This is a genomic window from Streptomyces sp. NPDC006552 (assembly GCF_040611655.1).
Taxonomy (GTDB): domain Bacteria; phylum Actinomycetota; class Actinomycetes; order Streptomycetales; family Streptomycetaceae; genus Streptomyces.
In genome coordinates, this window is record NZ_JBEXOS010000077.1 from 1 (window position 1) to 17,582 (window position 17,582).

16 protein-coding genes and 1 pseudogene are annotated in these 17,582 nt (G+C 72.7%); 4 read left to right on the forward strand and 13 right to left on the reverse strand.

Annotation, left to right across the window (positions count from 1 at the left end; translation table 11 throughout):
• From ABZY33_RS31240 to ABZY33_RS31285, 10 genes are all read right to left on the reverse strand, one after another.
• Positions 1-964: glycoside hydrolase family 3 N-terminal domain-containing protein (locus tag ABZY33_RS31240; protein WP_356495078.1), on the reverse strand; the 964-nt coding region annotated here is incomplete at its 3' end.
• A gap of 68 nt (positions 965-1,032) precedes the next feature.
• Positions 1,033-2,793, reverse strand: coding sequence for a discoidin domain-containing protein (locus ABZY33_RS31245; RefSeq protein WP_356495079.1), 1,761 nt, complete (start codon positions 2,791-2,793; stop codon positions 1,033-1,035).
• A gap of 152 nt (positions 2,794-2,945) precedes the next feature.
• Entirely contained in the window at positions 2,946-4,040 is a 1,095-nt protein-coding gene (locus tag ABZY33_RS31250; protein WP_356495080.1) for a DUF1996 domain-containing protein, read from the reverse strand.
• A 348-nt stretch (positions 4,041-4,388) separates the two neighbouring features.
• The gene (locus ABZY33_RS31255) at positions 4,389-5,447 is read right to left on the reverse strand and encodes an enoyl-CoA hydratase/isomerase family protein (RefSeq protein ID WP_356495081.1); all 1,059 of its coding nucleotides are present in this window, start codon (positions 5,445-5,447) and stop codon (positions 4,389-4,391) included.
• Positions 5,448-6,189: 742 nt separating this feature from the next.
• Positions 6,190-7,269, reverse strand: a complete 1,080-nt coding sequence (locus tag ABZY33_RS31260) for an ABC transporter ATP-binding protein (RefSeq protein ID WP_356495082.1) — start codon at positions 7,267-7,269, stop codon at positions 6,190-6,192.
• Positions 7,266-8,117, reverse strand: coding sequence for a molybdate ABC transporter permease subunit (gene modB, locus ABZY33_RS31265; protein WP_356495083.1), 852 nt, complete (start codon positions 8,115-8,117; stop codon positions 7,266-7,268). Before modB ends, ABZY33_RS31260 begins: the two co-directional genes overlap by 4 nt.
• Positions 8,114-8,908 carry a molybdate ABC transporter substrate-binding protein gene (gene modA, locus ABZY33_RS31270; RefSeq protein WP_356495109.1) on the reverse strand — a complete coding sequence of 265 codons (795 nt, stop codon included), beginning with the start codon at positions 8,906-8,908 and terminating at the stop codon, positions 8,114-8,116. Before modA ends, modB begins: the two co-directional genes overlap by 4 nt.
• A gap of 523 nt (positions 8,909-9,431) precedes the next feature.
• Positions 9,432-9,836: a helix-turn-helix transcriptional regulator gene (locus ABZY33_RS31275; protein WP_356495084.1), complete on the reverse strand. Its 405-nt coding sequence runs from the start codon at positions 9,834-9,836 to the stop codon at positions 9,432-9,434.
• 43 nt (positions 9,837-9,879) lie between these two features.
• Positions 9,880-10,500, reverse strand: a complete 621-nt coding sequence (locus tag ABZY33_RS31280; RefSeq protein ID WP_356495085.1) for a hypothetical protein — start codon at positions 10,498-10,500, stop codon at positions 9,880-9,882.
• Between the two features lie 56 nt (positions 10,501-10,556).
• Positions 10,557-11,651 carry a chemotaxis protein gene (locus ABZY33_RS31285; RefSeq protein ID WP_356495086.1) on the reverse strand — a complete coding sequence of 365 codons (1,095 nt, stop codon included), beginning with the start codon at positions 11,649-11,651 and terminating at the stop codon, positions 10,557-10,559.
• Positions 11,652-11,851: 200 nt separating this feature from the next.
• Here ABZY33_RS31285 and ABZY33_RS31290 point away from each other — a divergent pair, with 200 nt between their 5' ends.
• Positions 11,852-13,297, forward strand: a complete 1,446-nt coding sequence (locus ABZY33_RS31290) for a basic amino acid/polyamine antiporter (protein ID WP_356495087.1) — start codon at positions 11,852-11,854, stop codon at positions 13,295-13,297.
• A 41-nt stretch (positions 13,298-13,338) separates the two neighbouring features.
• Positions 13,339-14,598: an arginine deiminase gene (locus ABZY33_RS31295; protein ID WP_356495088.1), complete on the forward strand. Its 1,260-nt coding sequence runs from the start codon at positions 13,339-13,341 to the stop codon at positions 14,596-14,598.
• Positions 14,599-14,678: 80 nt separating this feature from the next.
• Here the strand turns inward: ABZY33_RS31295 and ABZY33_RS31300 are convergent.
• Positions 14,679-14,786, reverse strand: a pseudogene (locus tag ABZY33_RS31300) (amino acid transporter); the annotation flags it as partial.
• Between the two features lie 39 nt (positions 14,787-14,825).
• Entirely contained in the window at positions 14,826-15,446 is a 621-nt protein-coding gene (locus ABZY33_RS31305; protein ID WP_356495089.1) for an L-threonylcarbamoyladenylate synthase, read from the reverse strand.
• A gap of 160 nt (positions 15,447-15,606) precedes the next feature.
• Here ABZY33_RS31305 and ABZY33_RS31310 point away from each other — a divergent pair, with 160 nt between their 5' ends.
• Positions 15,607-16,758, forward strand: a complete 1,152-nt coding sequence (locus ABZY33_RS31310) for a hypothetical protein (protein ID WP_356495090.1) — start codon at positions 15,607-15,609, stop codon at positions 16,756-16,758.
• A 12-nt stretch (positions 16,759-16,770) separates the two neighbouring features.
• Here ABZY33_RS31310 and ABZY33_RS31315 read toward each other — a convergent pair whose 3' ends face one another.
• The gene (locus ABZY33_RS31315; RefSeq protein WP_356495091.1) at positions 16,771-17,136 is read right to left on the reverse strand and encodes a hypothetical protein; all 366 of its coding nucleotides are present in this window, start codon (positions 17,134-17,136) and stop codon (positions 16,771-16,773) included.
• A 74-nt stretch (positions 17,137-17,210) separates the two neighbouring features.
• Between ABZY33_RS31315 and ABZY33_RS31320 the strand changes: the two genes are divergently transcribed.
• A complete protein-coding gene (locus ABZY33_RS31320; RefSeq protein WP_356495092.1) occupies positions 17,211-17,567 on the forward strand; it encodes a DUF779 domain-containing protein in 357 nt (118 codons plus the stop codon).
• Positions 17,568-17,582 lie beyond the last annotated feature (15 nt).

Below are 17,582 nucleotides of genomic sequence, written 5' to 3' on the forward strand. Positions count from 1 at the left end.
CGCGGGCGGCGCCCCCCCCCCCCGCCCCCGCCGCGCCGGGGCCCCCCCGCCGGGGCGGGGGGGCGCGGGCGCCCGCGCCCCCCGGCACCTGCTGCGGCGCGTGGGCGCCGTCCAGGGCACCGACCCGCTGGGCGAGCAGCAGCAGCCGGCGCACCTTGTCGTCGATCGCGCTCTGCGGGACGTGCCCGCAGGCCACGGCGCCGGCGAGCGTCTCGTCCCAGGGGCCGCCCGGCCCGGGCATGGCGAGGTCGAGGGCGGCGTTGGCCGTGTCCACGGCGGTGCGCAGGGCGCCCCAGTCGGAGAGGACGACGCCGTCGAAGCCCCACTCGTCCTTCAGGGGCCGGGCCAGCAGCGGACTGGCGGTCATGGTGGTTCCGTTGACGCGGTTGTAGCCGGCCATCACCGCCCAGACGCCGGCCTCGACGGCCGCTTCGAAGGGGGCGAGGCAGACCTCGCGCAGGGTCCGTTCGTCGACACGTACGTCGAGGGTCAGCCGGCCGGTCTCGGAGTCATTGGCGACGAGGTGCTTGGCCGTGGCGGCGACGCCCGCGCCCTGGAGGCCGCGGACCAGCGCGGCGCCGACGCGGCCGACGAGCCAGGGGTCCTCCGAGAAGCACTCGAAGTGGCGTCCGGCCAGCGGCGAGCGGTGCAGGTTCAGGTTCGGGGCCAGCACGACGTGCACGCCCTTGCGGCGCGCCTCCGCGGCGAGCAACCCGCCGAGCTCTGTGACGAGTTGTTCGTCCCAGGTCGCGGCGAGCGCCGACGCGCAGGGCAGCAGGAGCGAGGTGACGCGCTCGTCCCAGGCCTCCCCCCGTACCCCCGCGGGCCCGTCCGAGGTCACCACCTCGGCCAGGCCCACGGCGGGTTCGGCGCGGGTGCGCCAGGTGGTCCCGCCCGTGAGCAGCCGTACCTTCTGCCGTGGACTCAGCTTGTCGGCCAGCCGGTCCGGCTCCTCGTCGGCCATTGCCCCCACCCTTCGCGCCCGTGAGCGCCGTAGAGCGCTCTCTCATCTGTCGTTCTACCGGATCCGGGTCAGTTGTAGAGCCCGAACTCGTAGAGGGAGTAGCCGTATCCGGTACCGCGGGCGGTGCCGTTGACGCGGACGTAGCGGCCGGTACCGGTCACGTCGAAGTCGTCCACGCCGCCGTTGCCGTCGGTGACCTGGCGTACGGTCGTCCAGTTCTGGCCGTCGTCCGAGGTCTGGATGGTGTACGCCTTCGCGTACGAGGTCTCCCAGTTGAGCTGGACGTGTTTGAACGACTGCCGGGAGCCGAGGTCGACGCGCAGCCACTGCGGGTCGCTCCAGTCGCTGGCCCAGCGGGTGTCGTTCTTGCCGTCGACGGCCTGCGCCGCGGTGCACGGGCAGTCGCCGTAGTCGGTGGTCTGCTGCGAGGAGGCGGTGACGGGCTTGCCGAGGGCGATGTTCGTCCCGGCGACGGGCGGCGGCACGACGCGTACGGAGCGGGTCTCGACGCCGACGTTGCCGTGGCCGTCGGTGACCTTGACGTAGATCTTCCAGACGCCGGGCTTGTCGGGCGCGGTCACCTTCAGGCGCCCCGAGCCCAGATCGGTGGCCTGCATCGGGACGAGCTGCTTGCTCTGGTCGATGTAGTTGCTGTTGCTCAGCACCTGGTAGGAGAGCGCGTCACCGTTCGGGTCGGTCGCCTTGGTGGAGATGATGAGGTCGCGTCCCGCGGGCACGTTCGTCGCGCCGCCCTCGATGTCCATCTGCGAGATGACCGGCGGGGTGTTGTCCCGGGAGGTGTCGGCGCCGTAGGCCTTCTTCACGGCGTAGTACGACAGCCGCTTCTCGCCCGCGGGCAGCAGGTTGAACCAGATGCCGCCGAAGTCGTACTCGGTGCCGTAGTGGAACATGGTGGCGCCCAGGGCGACGCCCTTGTGGCCGGTGATACAGCCCCACGCCTTGGTGTAGCCCTCGGCCTTGGCCACGTCGGTGGGCTCCTGCGGTACGCCGTTGGCGTCGTCGGGGACCTCCCACTCCCCTGCGGGCCCGGTCTCGGTGACGATGTAGGGCTTGGTGTAACCGCCCTGCTGCCAGGCCGCCTTGACGTCGCAGACGGCGTTGTAGGAGTTGACGGCGTACAGGTCGAGGTCGGGTGAGTTCCGCTTGTAGTAGGGCCAGGCGCCGACCCACGCGTCCGTGGAGGTGACGGGGTGGTTGGGGTCGACGGCGTGGATCTTCTTCGTGATGTCGTTCACGAGGGTCGTGTAGGCGTTGCGCTGCTTCTCCAGCTCGTCGCCGCTGTAGCAGTTCTGCAGGCCGAGGACGGACTCGTTGCCCACGTTCCACATCAGGACGCCCGGGTTGTCCTTGTAGGTGGCGGCCCACTTGGGGAACTCGTCGAGCATCTGGTTCTTGTACGCGGAGTCCGTCAGGTAGTTCACGCAGCCGCCGCTGCCGGGGCCGCCGCCGGGCTGGAGCCAGAAGCCCGCGATGACCTTGACGCCGTTCGCGGCGGCCGTGTCGAAGAGCGGTTTGCTGGAGGCGTCGGTGCCCCAGGTCCGGATGGTGTTGACGCCCATCGACTTCAGGTCGGGGAGGTACCTGCCCGCATCCGCGACGGAGGGGCCCCAGGTCAGCCCCTTGATCTGGTACGGCGCGCCGTTGACCTGGAGCTGCCAGTTGCCCTGGCTCCCGGTCACCTTGACCACGTCGCTCGCGGCCTGCGCGGCGTGCGTCGGCAGGGCGAGGAAGCCGGCCGCGAGCACGCCCGCGGTGATCGGGGTGGCCAGGCGGTGCGTTCGGCGGTTGATGGTGCGGGTCCTGCGCATGCGGGTGCCTCCGGCGGGGGTCGTGGGGAGAACAGCGGGGGAATCACGGGGAGCGCTGCGGGGAGGGGTGAGCGGGGAGGGGTGAGCGGGCAGCGGGGAGGTGGGGCGGCGGCCGGTCAGGGCGGCCGCCGCCCCGGGTGTGGCCGTGCGGGTCAGGGCAGTTCGTAGTGGTCGTTGAGGACCGCGCCCTTGTCGGGGTGGTTCTGGTCGTAGCCGCGCGGGTCGCACTGGAGGCCGCCGACGACGCAGTGGTCCACCATCGCCTTCAGCGTCCGGTCGTCCCAGGCGTTGAAGAAGTCGTAGTGCCACGAGTAGCTCGGGCCGCTCGACAGCCGCAGCTTCGAGAGGTCGCCGTTGACCGGGAACGCCATCTTGAACTCGATCATCGGCAGCGCGACGGGGTGGTCGGCCGGGCAGACGTTGTCGTTCGTGCCGCTCTTCACGACCGGGTAGGCCATGTGGCTCTTGTGGTCGGGGGTGTCGAGGTACTTGCCGTCCCAGCAACTGGGGGCCTGGAAGCGGATGTTGACCTGGGTGGAGGGGGTGGTGGGGCAGTTCTTGGGGAAGTCGATGTTGAAGAAGCTGTCCCCGCACTCCCAGCCCTCGACGAAGCCGGGGTGGTTGCGGAACTCCTGCGCGGTCTGCATCGGACTGCCGACGACGAACCGCAGCCCCTTGGGGAAGGGCCGCACACTGGTGTAGTCGGTGACGCCGGCCTTGTAGTAGATGGTCTGCTCGCCGACCGGGAGGACCGGCTTGTCGCCGTTGAGCATCGTGGGCATCCAGTAGCCCGACTTGTCACCGGGCGCCAGGCACTTGGTGGAGCCGCTGTCGAGCGACGCCGTGGTGCTGTTGGCGTCGGTCGTGGTGTTGCCCATGAACGTGTGGTCATGGGACTTGCCGGCCTGGCCGGGGTAGACGATGGGGTCGTCGGGCTTGGTGTGGGTGACGGAGCAGTGCGCCTGGAACTCGTGGAAGTAGGCGTGCGGCGGCTGCTTCGTGGACGGTTCGACGCCGGTGACCGGCGGGTTCGCGGGGATGTAGCCGTCGCCGTCCGGGTCGTCGGCGGAGGCCTGGGTGGACGCGGCCATGGTGTGGCCCTGGTGCGCGGATGCGGCCGCGGGGGCCTGCCGGACGGGCGCCTCGGCGGCGCCGGCGGTGAGGGCCGCCCCGCCCACGCCGAGCGTGGTCAGCACGAGCGCGCCGGATATCAGCATCCCTGAGATGAGTCTGGATCTCCCTGCCATGGAGACCTCCTGCCATGTCGGTACGGCGTGGTGGGGGGTGGGCGGCGCGTCGCGAGGACGCCACCGCCCGTGGGACAGGTCGTGCGCGGAACCTGAGAGAGGGACCCGGGAGAGAAACCCGAGAGAGCGCTCTCTCGGGTGGGGAGTGTTCTCGCTGTGACGTGGCAGTGTCAAGAGAAAGTGAACTCCCCGTTACGGAACGACGCACCGCAGACCGGCGCTTCGGCGGTATTCCGAAGGCCGGTCAAGTGCCCTACCGCAGCGGGGAGTCGGTTCAGCGGGAGAGCGCTCCCGCACCGGTCGCCTTGTCTTCGCGGGCGCCCTCGCGCAGGTCACCGGGGCGACCGGTCACAAAACGCTGTCCCCCAGCCCGAGTTCACGCTCCCCCAGCGGGGCGAAGTGGCGTTCCACCTCGGCCTCGGTGACCTCGGCGAGGGTCCGTGGCGACCAGCGGGGCCTGCGGTCCTTGTCGATGACCTGGGCACGGACCCCCTCGACGAGATCGGGGTTGCCCAGGGCCGCGCAGGAGACGCGGTACTCCTGGTCCAGGACGCGTTCGAGCGAGCCGAGCGCGCGGGCCCGGCGGACGGCGGCGAGGGCGACCTTCACGGCGGTGGGCGACTTGGCGAGGATCGTCTCGGCCGTCTCCTTGGCCACGGGGTCCCCGTGGGCCAGGAGCCGGTCGAGGATCTCCTCGGCCGTGCCGGCCGCGAAGCAGGCGTCGGTCCACGGGCGCTGGGACGCCAGCTCCCCGTGCGGCGCGGGCAGCGCGTGGCGCGCGAGGACGGCCCGCGCCGGCTCCGCGGCGAGGCCGGCCAGCAGGTCGGGCAGGGCCGCGGAGGGGACATAGTGGTCGGCGAGGCCGCACAGCAGCGCGTCGCCTGCCCCGATGTGCTCGCCGGTCAGCGCCAGGCGGGTGCCGAGTTCGCCGGGGGCGCGCCCGAGCAGGTGGGTCCCGCCGACGTCGGGGACGAAGCCGATGCCGGTCTCCGGCATGGCGACCCGCGAGCGCTCGGTGACGATCCGGACGCCGCCGTGGGCGGAGAGACCCACGCCGCCGCCCATCACGATGCCGTCCATGACGGCGACGTACGGCTTGGGGTAGCGGGCGATCCGGGCGTTGAGCTGGTACTCGTCGCGCCAGAAGGCGGCGGAGGCCGTGCCGTCGCTGTCCCGCGCGTCGTCGTGGATGGCGCGGATGTCGCCGCCCGCGCACAGTCCGCGCTCCCCCGCGCCGGTGAGGACGACGGTCTGCACGGTGTCGTCCCCGGCCCACTCGGCGAGCGCCCGGTCGATCTGGCGCACCATGGCGTGGTTCAGGGCGTTGAGGGCGCGCGGCCGGTTGAGGACCAGGTGGGCGGCGCGCCCTTCCCTGCGGACGAGGACGGGGGGTTCGCCGCCGGTCATCGCGGGGCCTGCGTCGGGGCGGGGGTCACGAGGGCGTGCATGATCTGGCCGGGTCCTTCCAGGGCGCGGGCCCGCGGGGCCCGGACGGTGTCGTGGCGATCGCTTCGGGACCATCCTCTCCGATGGGCTTGGGGGGACGGGCGGGGGCCCGGGTGGGGTGGTCTCGTGCGGCGTGCGCGAGCCGGGCGGGGTGGGTTCCCGGGCCCGGGCGGGGTGGGTCCCCGGGCCCGGGCGGGGCGGGCCCTTGGGTCGGGCGGGGCGGACCGGCGCCGCGGGGTGGCGGTCCCCGGCACCAGCCGAAGCCCGGTCCGGCGCAGACAACCACCCGTCCGAGACCGGTAGAAGCCCGCCCGGCGCAGACAACCATCCGTCCGAGGCCGCTAGAAGTCCGTCCGGCGCAGACAGCCAACCCGTCGGGGTCCGGCAGAAATCCGCCCTCCGCAGACAACCACCCGGCACCAGGCGAAGCCCGGCCCGGCACAGACAAGCACCCGCCGGGGCCCGGCAGGAGTCCGCCCGACGCAGACCACCGCCCGGCACAGACAGCCACCCAACACCCGCACAAGCCCGGCCCGGCACGGACAACCGCCCGACACCCGCACAAGCCCGTCCGGCGCAGGACAACCGCCCACCCGGCACCAGCCGAAGCCCGGCCCGGCCCGGCGCAGACAGCCCCATGGACGCCGGCAACAACCCGCCCCCCGCCGGCAACCCATATGGCGCGGGCCCAGGCGCCCCCCGGTCAAGCGGGATACGCGTGGGTCTGGGTCGCCTTCACCGTCGCCCACACCGTGGCGCCGGGGTGCAGGTCCAGTTCGGCCGCGGCCACCGTCGTCAGGTCGGCGGCGAGGGCCAGTTCGCCGGTGAGGGCCGCGCGGAGCTGGTCGCCATGGGTCTCCATGCCGCTCACCTCGCAGCGCCACAGATTCCGGGCGCTGGAACCGGTGGGGCGCTCGCCGTGCAGCGTCACCGCGCCCGGCGGGAAGGCGACGAAGCAGGGGCCCGTCAGCTCCTCGGTGGTGGTGATCGCGGGTCCGTCGGCGTCGAGGTGCACGGTGTGGCCCTCGGCGCGGCCCCGGTAGAGGTTGAGGCCGACGAGCTGGGCGATGTAGTCGGTGCGGGGGCGCCGGGCGATGTCGCCGGGGGCGCCCTGCTGGACGACGTGCCCGTGCTCCACGACGACGAGGCGGTCGGCGAGGACCATCGCGTCCAGCGGGTCGTGCGTGACAAGGACCGCGACCGCCTCGAACTCGGCGAGGTGGCGCCGCAGTTGGGCTCGCACGTCCAGGCGGGTACGGGCGTCGAGCGCGGCGAGGGGTTCGTCGAGCAGGAGCAGCCGGGGGCGGGTGGCCAGGGCGCGGGCGAGTGCGACGCGCTGGGCCTGGCCGCCGGAGAGGCGGCGCGGCTTGGCCCCCGCGTGGGCGGCCAGGCCCATGCGCTCCAGCCAGTCGGCGGCCTCGGCCCGGGCCTCGGCCCGGGTCCTGCCCTGGCAGCGCGGGCCGAAGGCGACGTTGTCCAGGGCGGTGAGGTGCGGGAAGAGCAGGTAGTCCTGGAAGACGACGCCGACGGGGCGGGATTCGGGCGGCGTGCCGTCCAACTCGGTTCCGTCGAGCCGCAGGTGCCCGGCGTCGAGCGGCGTGAGACCGGCGAGGGCGCGCAGGGCGGTGGTCTTTCCGGCGCCGTTCGGGCCGAGGAGGGCGACGACGTCGCCGGGGGCCGCGGTCAGGGCGATGTCGAGGCGGAAGGCGCCGCGGTCGACGACGAGGTGGGCGTCGAGCCCCGCTCCGCGTGTCGCCGCGGGGCCGGCCGGGGTGGCGGTCATGAGGCGGTCATCCAGCGGTCGCGCAGCCCGGCCAGGACCGTGACGGACACGGCGAGCAGGACCAGGCTGAGGGCGATGGCGGCGGCCGGGTCGCTCTGCATGGCGAGGTAGACGGCGAGCGGCATGGTCTGGGTGCGGCCGGGGAAGTTGCCGGCGAAGGTGATGGTGGCGCCGAACTCGCCGAGCGCCCGCGCCCAGGCGAGGACCGAACCGGCGGCGATCCCCGGGGCGATGAGCGGCAGGGTGACGCGGCGGAAGGCGGTGAAGCGGGACGCGCCGAGTGTCGTGGCGGCCTCCTCGTAGCGGGGGTCGGCGGCGCGCAGGGTGCCTTCGACGCTGATGACGAGGAACGGCATGGCGACGAACGCCTCGGCGACGACGACCCCGGTCGTGGTGAACGGCAGCGTGAGGCCGAACCACTGGTCCAGGTACTGGCCGACGACGCCGTTGCGGCCGAGCGCCGTCAGCAGCGCCACGCCGCCGACCACCGGCGGCAGCACGAGCGGCAGTGTGACCAGGGCGCGGACGAGCCCGCGGCCGCGGAACTCGGTGCGGGCGAGCAGCCAGGCCAGCGGCACCCCGAGCACGAGGCTCACCAGCGTCGCCGATGTCGCGCAGACCAGGGAGAGCTGGAGCGCCTGCCACACCTCGGTGCTGCTCAGCTGCGCGGGCAGGTCCCGCCAGGGGGCGCGGACGAGCAGGGCGAGCAGCGGTACGACGAGGAACGCCAGGCCCACGAGGGCGGGCAGCAGCAGGGGCAGGGGGGCGGCGCGGCCGCGGGTCCGCCGGCGCCGCGGCCCGCCCGGGAGGGGCGCGGCCGCGGCGCTCTGCGTGTCGAGCGGGGTCACGGCTTGAGGAACCCGGCTCCGGTCAGCACCTTCTGGCCGTCGGCGGAGCGCACGAGGGCGATGAAGGCCTTCGCCGCCGCGGAGTTGGGCGCGTCCTTGAGCAGGGCGATCGGGTAGTCGTTGACGGCGTCGGCCGATTCGGGGAAGTCCACGCCTTCCACCTTCTCACCCGCCGCCTTCACATCGGTCCGGTAGACGACGGCGGCGTCGGCCTCCTTCAGTTCCACCTTGGTCAGGGCGCTCTTGACGTCCTGCTCGTAGGAGACCGGGGTGAGCGTCAACTTGCCGGCGCTCAGCGCCTTCTGGGCGGCGGCGCCGCACGGCACGGCCTTGTCGCAGAGCACGACCTTCAGGTCGGAGGAGGTGAGGTCCTTGAGCGAGGCGACCTTGTCCGGGTTGCCTGGCAGGGTGGCGATCTCCAGCCGGTTGCGGACGAAGGTGGCCGGGGAGCCGGAGGCGGCGCCCGCACCGGTGACGGTCTTCATCGTCTTGGGGCTGGCGGCGGCGAACACGTCGGCGGGGGCGCCGCCGGTGATGCCGGCCGCGAGGCTGTCGCTGCCGCCGAAGTTGAAGGTGACGTGGGTGCCGGGGTGCGCCTTCTCGAACTTCTTGCCGAGCGCGGTGAAGCTCTCCTTGAGCGAGGCGGCGGCGAACACCGTGACCGTCCCGGAGAGCTTCTTGTCCCCGGAGGCGGAGGGGGCCGAGGAACCGGCGGACGAGTCGGAGTCGGACGGGCCGCAGGCGCTCAGGGCCAGCAGCGCGGCGGCGCCGAATCCGGCCACGGACAGCATGCGGCGGGTCCGGCGCGCGGAACGGGTTGTCACGGGTCCACTCCCTCGATTTCCTGGTGCGTCTGGTTCCTGCACGGGCCACCGGTTCCTGTCGTACGTGCGGAGACGCGGGCCGTCGGCGTGCGGGGATCATACTGCCGCATCTGCGAGGAGTAAGTCTTCTGGCACATCGCATGAGCTGGGATCTTGTGGCTTGGATATACGCATGTGCGTTTCCACCATCGCCTGGGGCGGGTACGGTCCGGCGGGAGGTGGTGTCCATGAGCCCGTCGCCGCCGCGCGCCGCGAGAGCCACGACCGGCCGTCCGGCCCGGCTGTCCTTCAGCGGTGACCTCGCCCGCCCCGCCCGGCCGACCGTGGCGGAGCCGCGACGCTGACCGTCGACGACACCCCGCTGGACCGGGTCGGCCCGCAGCTCGTGCTGCCGCAGGACCGGTGCGGGGTGCGGCACATCAGCGGGGTCGAGGGGATCCGGGTGGACGGCGGCTACGCACCCTGGGGGTGAGCCGGCCGGGGCTCGGGCTCAGACCCGGTCGATGTGCACGTTGGTGGATTTGACGCGGGCGGTGGCCTCCATGCCGACCTCCAGGCCCAGCTCCTCCACGGCCTCGCGGGTCAGCAGCGACACCAGCCGGTGCGGCCCGGCCTGGATCTCCACCTGCGCGGCCACGTCACCGAGCCGGACCGCGGTGACGATGCCCGGGAACGCGTTGCGGACGGAGGTGTACGAGACGTCGTCCTCGCCGCCGGAGCCGCCCGAACCCTTGGCCAGCTCCACGGAGAACGCGGCGAGGTCCGTGCCCTCGATGAGCCGGCGTCCGCCCTCGTCCCGGTGTGTGACGATCCGTCCCGCGTCGGCCCAGCGCCGCGCGGTGTCCGGACTGACCCCGAGCAGCCGTGCCGCCTGACCGATTGTGTAGGACTCCATGATCACAAGATAGCGACCGGCATCCGGGCCCGTCCCGTGACCCTCAGTACCGCTGCGCTTTGGCGATCTTCGCGGTGAGATGCGGCTGCGGCGGCTTGGAGCTGATGGCGAGCGGCTGGGCCCGGTCCCCCGCCTTCAGCTCCTTCGCGCCGACGACCTTGCTCTCGACGACCTTGCCGTCGGAGTCCTGGAAGTCGACCTGCACCGCGAAGGAGGCCGTCGCGTCCGTCGTGTTGGTGATGTTCACGACGAGTGCGCGCACGTTGTCCGTCTCCTTGAGCGGCTTGCCGGTCAAGGAGACGTCCTTGATGGCGTTGCCCCGCCCGTCGGCGGCGGCCAGCTGCTCGGTGAACTCCTGGCGGTTGCGCTCCACGTCGGCCGCGACCGACGCCTCGAAGTCGTGTGCCCGCTCCGAGGCCGACTCGGCCGCGGCGGAGGCCGACCGGCTCGCCTCCGCCTTCTTCGACGCGGCCCCGGAGGCCATCGCGGACGGCGGCTCACCGGAGAAGCGGGACGACTCCGGGGCGCTCGGCCGCGGGCTGGTACCGGCTCCGCCGTCGCTGTCGTCGCCGCACGCCGTGAGCGTCAGCGCGGCGGCGACCGCGCACGCGGCCAGGACGAGCGGTCCGCGGCGGGGGCGTCGGGGCGTCTTCGCTGCACTCATGGGGTGTTCCTTTCGGACGGCCGGGGCCGGTGCGCCCTCGCTGCCGGGGGACGGGGTCAGAACCGCAGCACGGCGGCGACGTGCCCGACGTCGGCCAGCGTCCCGGCGGGGACGAAGACGACCTCGGCGCCGGTCTCCAGGGCGGACTCGACGATCTCGTCGACGATGTCGTGGACCGCGTCCAGGTCGTCGTCCTCGGCCGGTTCGAGGTGCCCCTCCCCGGCGCGTACGGTCACGCGGAAGTCCTCCTCCACGACGAGCTTGTGGATCCGGCCGTCGGAGGCCTTCTGCCAGACCTCGTCCGGGCCCGCCGCGTACGTGTTGCCGCCGCGGGCCCGGTCGAGCTCCGCGTGTGCCCCGGCGACCGTCCGGGCCGCCTCGTCGGCGCGGGCCGGGGCGACGGCCCGCGCGACGGCCTCCGGCGCGGCCTGCGCAAGTCCGCCGAGGGGGACGTGGACCGCGTCGCGCGCCGCGGTGCCCGCCGCGGTGAACAGGGCCAGCGCGGCCGGGTCCCCGGTGAGGTAGAGCGGACGGGGCGCGCCGGCGAGGACGTGGGCCAGCGCGGTGTCGGCGTCGCGGAAGAACTGCCGGGTCTGCTCGTCGCTGAAGGTGCTCGGCAGGTCGCCGACGCGCTCCTTGCGTTCGGAGTCCGGGGCTTCCAGGCTGCGGCGGTGCGGAAATCCGTGGTCGGTGTCCTCGGTGACGCGCTCGCCGCGGCCGTCCCACAGGGTGATCCGGTCGGCGGCCACGGCCAGCACCCAGTACGGGCGCCGCGCGGCGTCGGCGGCCACGAGGTTGCGGGTGAGGAAGGTGTCCGCGAGCACGACGCGCTCGGGCACGGACCGCTCGACGGCCCAGCTCTGGTGCTCCCCGGGGGCCGCGAAGACCAGGAGGCCGTCGCGGGCGTGGGCGAGGTCGAGCTCCGCCACCGCCGCCCGCAGCTGCGCGAGCACGTCGTCGCGGCGCTCCCGGGTCACGGCCGGGTCCGCTTCGAGCCGGCGCTCGGCTTCGTGGACGAGGTTGTGCAGCCGGACGCGGTCCTGCGCGTTCTCCGGCTGCGTGCGGTGGGTCGGCATCGTCAGGGACACGGCGGGATAAGGCCGCGGTGCGCGCAGGAGACGCAGGACCGCCGGGTTCAACGAGGTGTGCATGGCTGAGTGCCCCTTCTGTCGCGAGCCCGTTGTCGCAACGCCTCCATGCTGTGCACATGCGGGCATATCCGGCCATTTGAACGTCGGTAAAAGGTGCGATACCCGATCGAGCGGGACAAGACTGGTGTGCCGGTGGCCCCGGGTGTCACGCGCCGGTGGCCCACGCCCGTCACCGAGAGCCAGCCTGAAGGAGGGGCGACATGGAGCAGGCCGTCGTCGTCGAGAAGAGCGCGCCCGCCGCCAAGCTGCCGCTCTTCACCCTGACCACGATGGTCATCGGCTCCATGGTCGGCGCGGGCGTCTTCTCCCTCCCCAGCCGCTTCGCCCAGGAGACCGGGGTGGCCGGCGCGCTGATCGCCTGGCTGATCGCCGGCACCGGCATGCTGATGCTCGCCCTCGTCTTCCAGTCCCTGGCGGTACGCCGCCCGGACCTGGACGCGGGGGTGTACGCGTACGCGAAGGCCGGGTTCGGCGAGTACCTCGGCTTCTTCTCCGCGTTCGGCTACTGGGCCAGCGCCTGTGTCGGCAACGTGACGTACTGGGTGCTGATCATGTCCACGGTGGGGGCGATCTGGCCGGCGCTCGGGGAGGGGGAGACGGCGCTCGCGGTGCTGCTCTCCTCGGTCGGCCTGTGGGCGTTCTTCCTGCTGATCAGGCGGGGCGTGAAGGAGGCTGCGGCGATCAACCGGATCGTGACCGTGGCCAAGATCGTGCCGATCCTCGTCTTCGTCGTGCTGGCCCTGGTCTTCTTCGACCCGTCGGTCTTCGCCGACAACTGGGGCGGTGCGGACTATGCCGGCTCCCTGTTCGGCCAGGTCCGCGGCACCATGCTGGCCACGGTCTTCGTCTTCCTCGGCGTGGAGGGCGCGAGCGTGTACTCGCGGCACGCGAAGAAGCGCTCCGACGTCGGCCGGGCGACCGTCCTCGGCTTCCTCAGCGTCTTCGCCGTCTTCGCCTCCGTCGTCATCGTGTCGTACGGGATCATGCCGATGGGCGAGATAGCCGGGCTGCGGCAGCCGTCCATGGCCGGGGTGCTGGAGGACGCCGTCGGCACCTGGGGCCAGGTCTTCATCAGCGTCGGCCTGATCGTCTCCGTCCTCGGCGCCTATCTGGCCTGGACCCTGATGGCCGCCGAAGTCCTCTTCGTGGCCGCCAAGGACGACGACATGCCGCGCTTCCTGCGCAGCGCCACCGCCGCGGACGTCCCCGTGCCCGCCCTCCTCATGACGACGGTGCTCACCCAGGTGGTGCTCGTCGTCACCGCTTTCTCGGACGACGCCTTCAACTTCGCGCTCGACCTCACCAGCTCGCTCTCCCTCATCCCTTACCTGCTGGCGGCCGCGTTCGCCGTGAAGATCGGGGCGCGGGCCGACCGGCGTACGGAGGGCGGGCGCACCTCACGGGGCGAGCTGACCGTCGCGGCCGTCGCCACGCTCTACACCGCCTTCATGCTGTACGCGGCCGGGCTGAAGTTCGTCCTGGTCGCCTTCATCTTCTACGCCCCGGCCACGATCCTGTTCGTGATGGCCCGCAGGGAGCAGGGCAGACGTCTGTTCACCCCGCGCGAGCTGGTGGTCCTGGCCGTCTCCGTCGTCGGCGCCGTGGTCGGTGTCGTCGCCCTGGCCGCCGGCTGGATCAGCCTGTGAGACCCGTCAGCGCCCCACCCCGTCAAGCCCCGGAGGCCCCCGTGACCGACCTCGCCACCCCCGCTTCCGCGTACGGCGTCCACTCCGAGGTGGGCCGGCTGCGCAAGGTCCTCGTCTGCGCCCCCGGGCTCGCCCACCGCAGGCTGACGCCGACCAACGCCGAGGAGCTCCTCTTCGACGACGTCATGTGGGTGGAGAACGCCCAGCGCGACCACGCCGACTTCGTCGACAAGATGCGCCGGCGCGGGATCGAGGTGGTCGAGCTGCACGAGCTGCTCGCCCAGACGATGGCGCTGCCCGCGGCGAAGTCCTGGCTGCTGGACCGCAAGATCGTCGCCAACCGGGTGGGGACGGGGCTCATCGACGACACCCGCGCCTTCCTGGAGGCGCTGGAGCCGGCCCGGCTCGCGGAGTTCCTCATCGGCGGCCTCGCCACCACGGACCTGCCGGACGAGTACCGCTCCCCGTACGTGTCGATGGCGCGTGAGTCGACCGGCGCCCGCGAGTACCTGATGCCGCCGCTGCCCAACACGCTCTACACCCGCGACACCACCTGCTGGCTGTACGGCGGCCTCACCCTCAACCCGCTGTACTGGCCCGCGCGGCACGACGAGACGCTGCTGATGAAGGCCGTCTACTGCTTCCACCCGGACTTCGTCGACGCGACCGTGTGGTGGGGCGACCCCGAACACAGCTGGGGTCAGGCCACGTTCGAGGGCGGCGACATCATGCCCGTCGGCAACGGCGTGGTCCTGATGGGCATGAGCGAGCGCACCTCGCGGCAGGCCATCACGCAGGTCGCGGCCGCGCTGTTCAAGAGCGGCGCGGCCGAGCACGTCATCGTCGCCGGGATGCCGAAGCTGCGTTCGGCGATGCACCTGGACACCGTCTTCACCTTCGCCGACCGGGACATCGTGACGCTCTATCCGCGGATCATGGACTCCGTGCACACGTTCTCGCTGCGCCCCAGCGACAAGGCCCCGGGCCTGTCCATCACCGACGAGGGCTCGGCCGCCTTCGTCGACGTCGTCGCGAAGGCGCTCGGGCTGCCGGGCCTGCGGGTGATCGAGACCGGCGGCGACGTGTACGCCTCCGAGCGCCAGCAGTGGGACAGCGGCAACAACGCGGTCGCCCTGGAGCCGGGGGTCGTGGTCACCTACGACCGCAACACCCAGACCAACGCGCTGCTGCGCAAGGCCGGCGTCGAGGTCATCACGATCGTCGGCGCCGAACTCGGCCGGGGCCGCGGCGGCGGCCACTGCATGACCTGCCCGATCGTCCGCGACGCCGTCACCTACTGACCGGCGGGCACCCGCGCCGCTCTCAGAAGACGAAACGCACGGGCCGCCGGTTCAGTACTCTGCGCGAAACCGGCACCGGTGAGCAGGGCCCGCTCCTGCTCGTGGCGGTGCATCAGGCCGAGGTCCCGGTGCTCCCGGGTCTCCTCACCGACCAGGGCGTCGACGCCCCAGCCGCCCCCGATCCACACGTCCGCGCCGCCCGGCCTGCGGGCCGTCGCGCCCGGCCGTCACTCGAAGCGGTCGGGGTCCCCGGCGCCGCGCCGTACGATCGCGGCCTCGCCGTCGGAGAAGTCGATCACGGTGGTGGGCTCGGTGCCGCAGTCGCCGGAGTCCAGCACGGCGTCCACCACGTGGTCGAGCCGCTCCTTGATCTCCCACCCCTGGGTGAGCGGCTCGTCCTCGCCGGGCAGCAGCAGGGTGCTGGAGAGCAGCGGCTCGCCCAGCTCGGCGAGGAGCGCCTGGGTGACGACGTGGTCGGGGATGCGCACCCCGACCGTCTTCTTCTTCGGGTGCTGCAACTGGCGCGGCACCTCGCGGGTCGCGGGCAGGATGAACGTATAGCTGCCCGGGGTCGCCGCCTTGATCGCGCGGAACACGTCGTTGTCGATGTGCACGAACCTGCCGAGCTGCGAGAAGTCCTGGCAGACCAGGGTGAAGTGGTGTTTGTCGTCGAGATGGCGGATCGTACGGATCCGCTCGACGCCCTCGCGGTTGCCGAGGCGGCAGCCGAGGGCGTAGCAGGAGTCCGTGGGGTAGGCGATCAGCGCGCTGTCGCGGATGCTGTCGGCGACCGCGCCGATGACGCGGGTCTGCGGGTTCTCGGGATGCACGTCGAAGTACCGGGCCATCCGTCGAGCCTACGTGATCTGTGGCGTGGGGCCACGGCGTTGCGGGCAGCCGGGAGCGGTGTGCACGCGCGACAATCCCGAGACCCGACGACCCTGCCCCCTTCCGCCGAGCGGTTCACGGCCCATACTGGTCCTGCCCCGTTCACCCACAGAAGACTCCATGGCCAGAAACAGCACCCCCTCGACCACCCTCCCCGACACCGCGTGGCTCGGCCGCGGGCGCCACCTCGGCCCCGAGCCCGAGCAGGACGTGCGGCGCAACCTGATCGCCCTCAAGGCGGCCGGGGTGCTCGACGACTTCCTGGACCTCGATCCCGTCGAGGCGGCGCGCTCCAGCGTGCTGCACCCGCGGGACGAGTCCGCGGACCCCGGCCCCACGGCTCGCCGTCTGTTCGAGGCGCGCTGGCGGGTGGCCGACGACGTCACGGTGCGTGCGCATCTGACGACGTACGACCCCGAGTCGCGCCGCAAGGACGGCGAAGGGGTCGGCTGGGTCCTCGCCGCCGAGGCGCAGGCCCCGTGGGACCCGCGGTGGCCGTCGCCCGCGACGATGTTCTGGCCGGACAGCGAGCGCGTCCCCTGGGACCACGCCACGGGCCCCGGCGTGCGGCTGCGCGCGGCGAACCAGCTGCCCAAGGACGACGACGAGCTGCGCCACCGGCTGCGGGAGTGGACCCGGGAGAGCTGGTACGTCCACGTCGTGGTGCACGAGGCGATGACGCCGGACGCGCGGGGGCAGCGGCCGGTCACGGCGTTCCTGCCGCCGAGCGTGCGCGACCGGGTGATCGAGCACCGCGCCACCCCCGAGCAGGCGCAGATCGTGGACTTCGCGATGAAGCGGGAGCTGAAGACGCGGATGCCGCGGGGCGGCGCGGTGATCCTGCCGACGGCCGCGCAGGACCCGGCGTACGACGCGGAGCGCTGCACGGTGCGCAACGTCTTCCTGGACGGCTCCGAGCCGGTGGAGCTGCTGGCGCGGGTCAGGGAGTTCGCCGCGCTGCCGCGGCCGCTGACCGCGGACGCCGAGCGGGCCCTGACGCGGCTGCGTCAGGGCTGGCACCTGCTCACCCCGGAGGAGGAGCTGGCCCACGCCCAGTCCATGGTCACCCGGTACGCCGAGGCGCTGGAGGCCATGACGACCTCGCGCGACCTGTACCGGGAGGCGGCCGAGGCGGCGCAGGCAGCCCTGGCCGAGAGCGGGCTCGGCGACGGCCTGACCCGGCTCTCCGTGCCGGGCCTCCCCAAGCCGGACGGCTCGCCGCTGAGCGCCCTCACGAAGGCGTTCGGCCGCTTCCGGGACCCGAACAAGTAGGGCCCGCCCGCGTCACTCCTCCTCGTCCTCCTCCAGGCCGCCGGGGTCGGACATCCGCAGCGCGATCTCGCGCAGCAGCTCGGTGGAGTTGACGTCGGCGCGGCCCTCGTCGTGCACCTTCGCGAGCTGCGTGAAGAGGAACGCGAACGCCTCGACGAGCGAGACGCTGGCCGGCATGAGCGCGGCGATGGCCAGCTCGGCGGCCTCCTCCGGATCGGACCCGGCCGGGATCTCGATGGTCGGGAACACCTCCGACACGAGCCGCCCCAGCTGCGTGAGGTCGTTGTCGAGTTCGTCCCCGTCATTGAGTCTGCGCACCATCTCCTGCGTCTCGGTCAGCACACCGATGGCCCGCAGGACGATCTCCCTCTGTTCCATGTGCGGAGCCTATGCGGGCGAGGCCCCGCGCGTGCAACGTGGTCGCAACCTCGGTGGCGCTTGACTCTCCCGTCATGAGCGATGCACCCCGCGTGGAACTGACCGACGCGGCCGCCGAACTGGTGCGGCGGCTGCGCGCGTCCCACGGCCCGCTGATGTTCCACCAGTCGGGCGGCTGCTGCGACGGCAGCGCGCCGATGTGTTTCCCCGCGGGCGAGTTCCGTACCGGCGCCGCCGACGTGCTCCTGGCGGAGCTCGCCGTGGCCGGGGTGGCGGAGCCGGTGCCGTTCTGGATGTCGCGCAGCCAGTACGAGGGGTGGAGTCACACGCGGCTCATCGTCGATGTCGTCGAGGGGCGGGGCAGCGGGTTCTCCCTGGAGGCGCCGGACGGCGTACGTTTCCTGATCCGTTCCCGGCTGGTCGGCGCGTAGCCATCGACGGGGTCG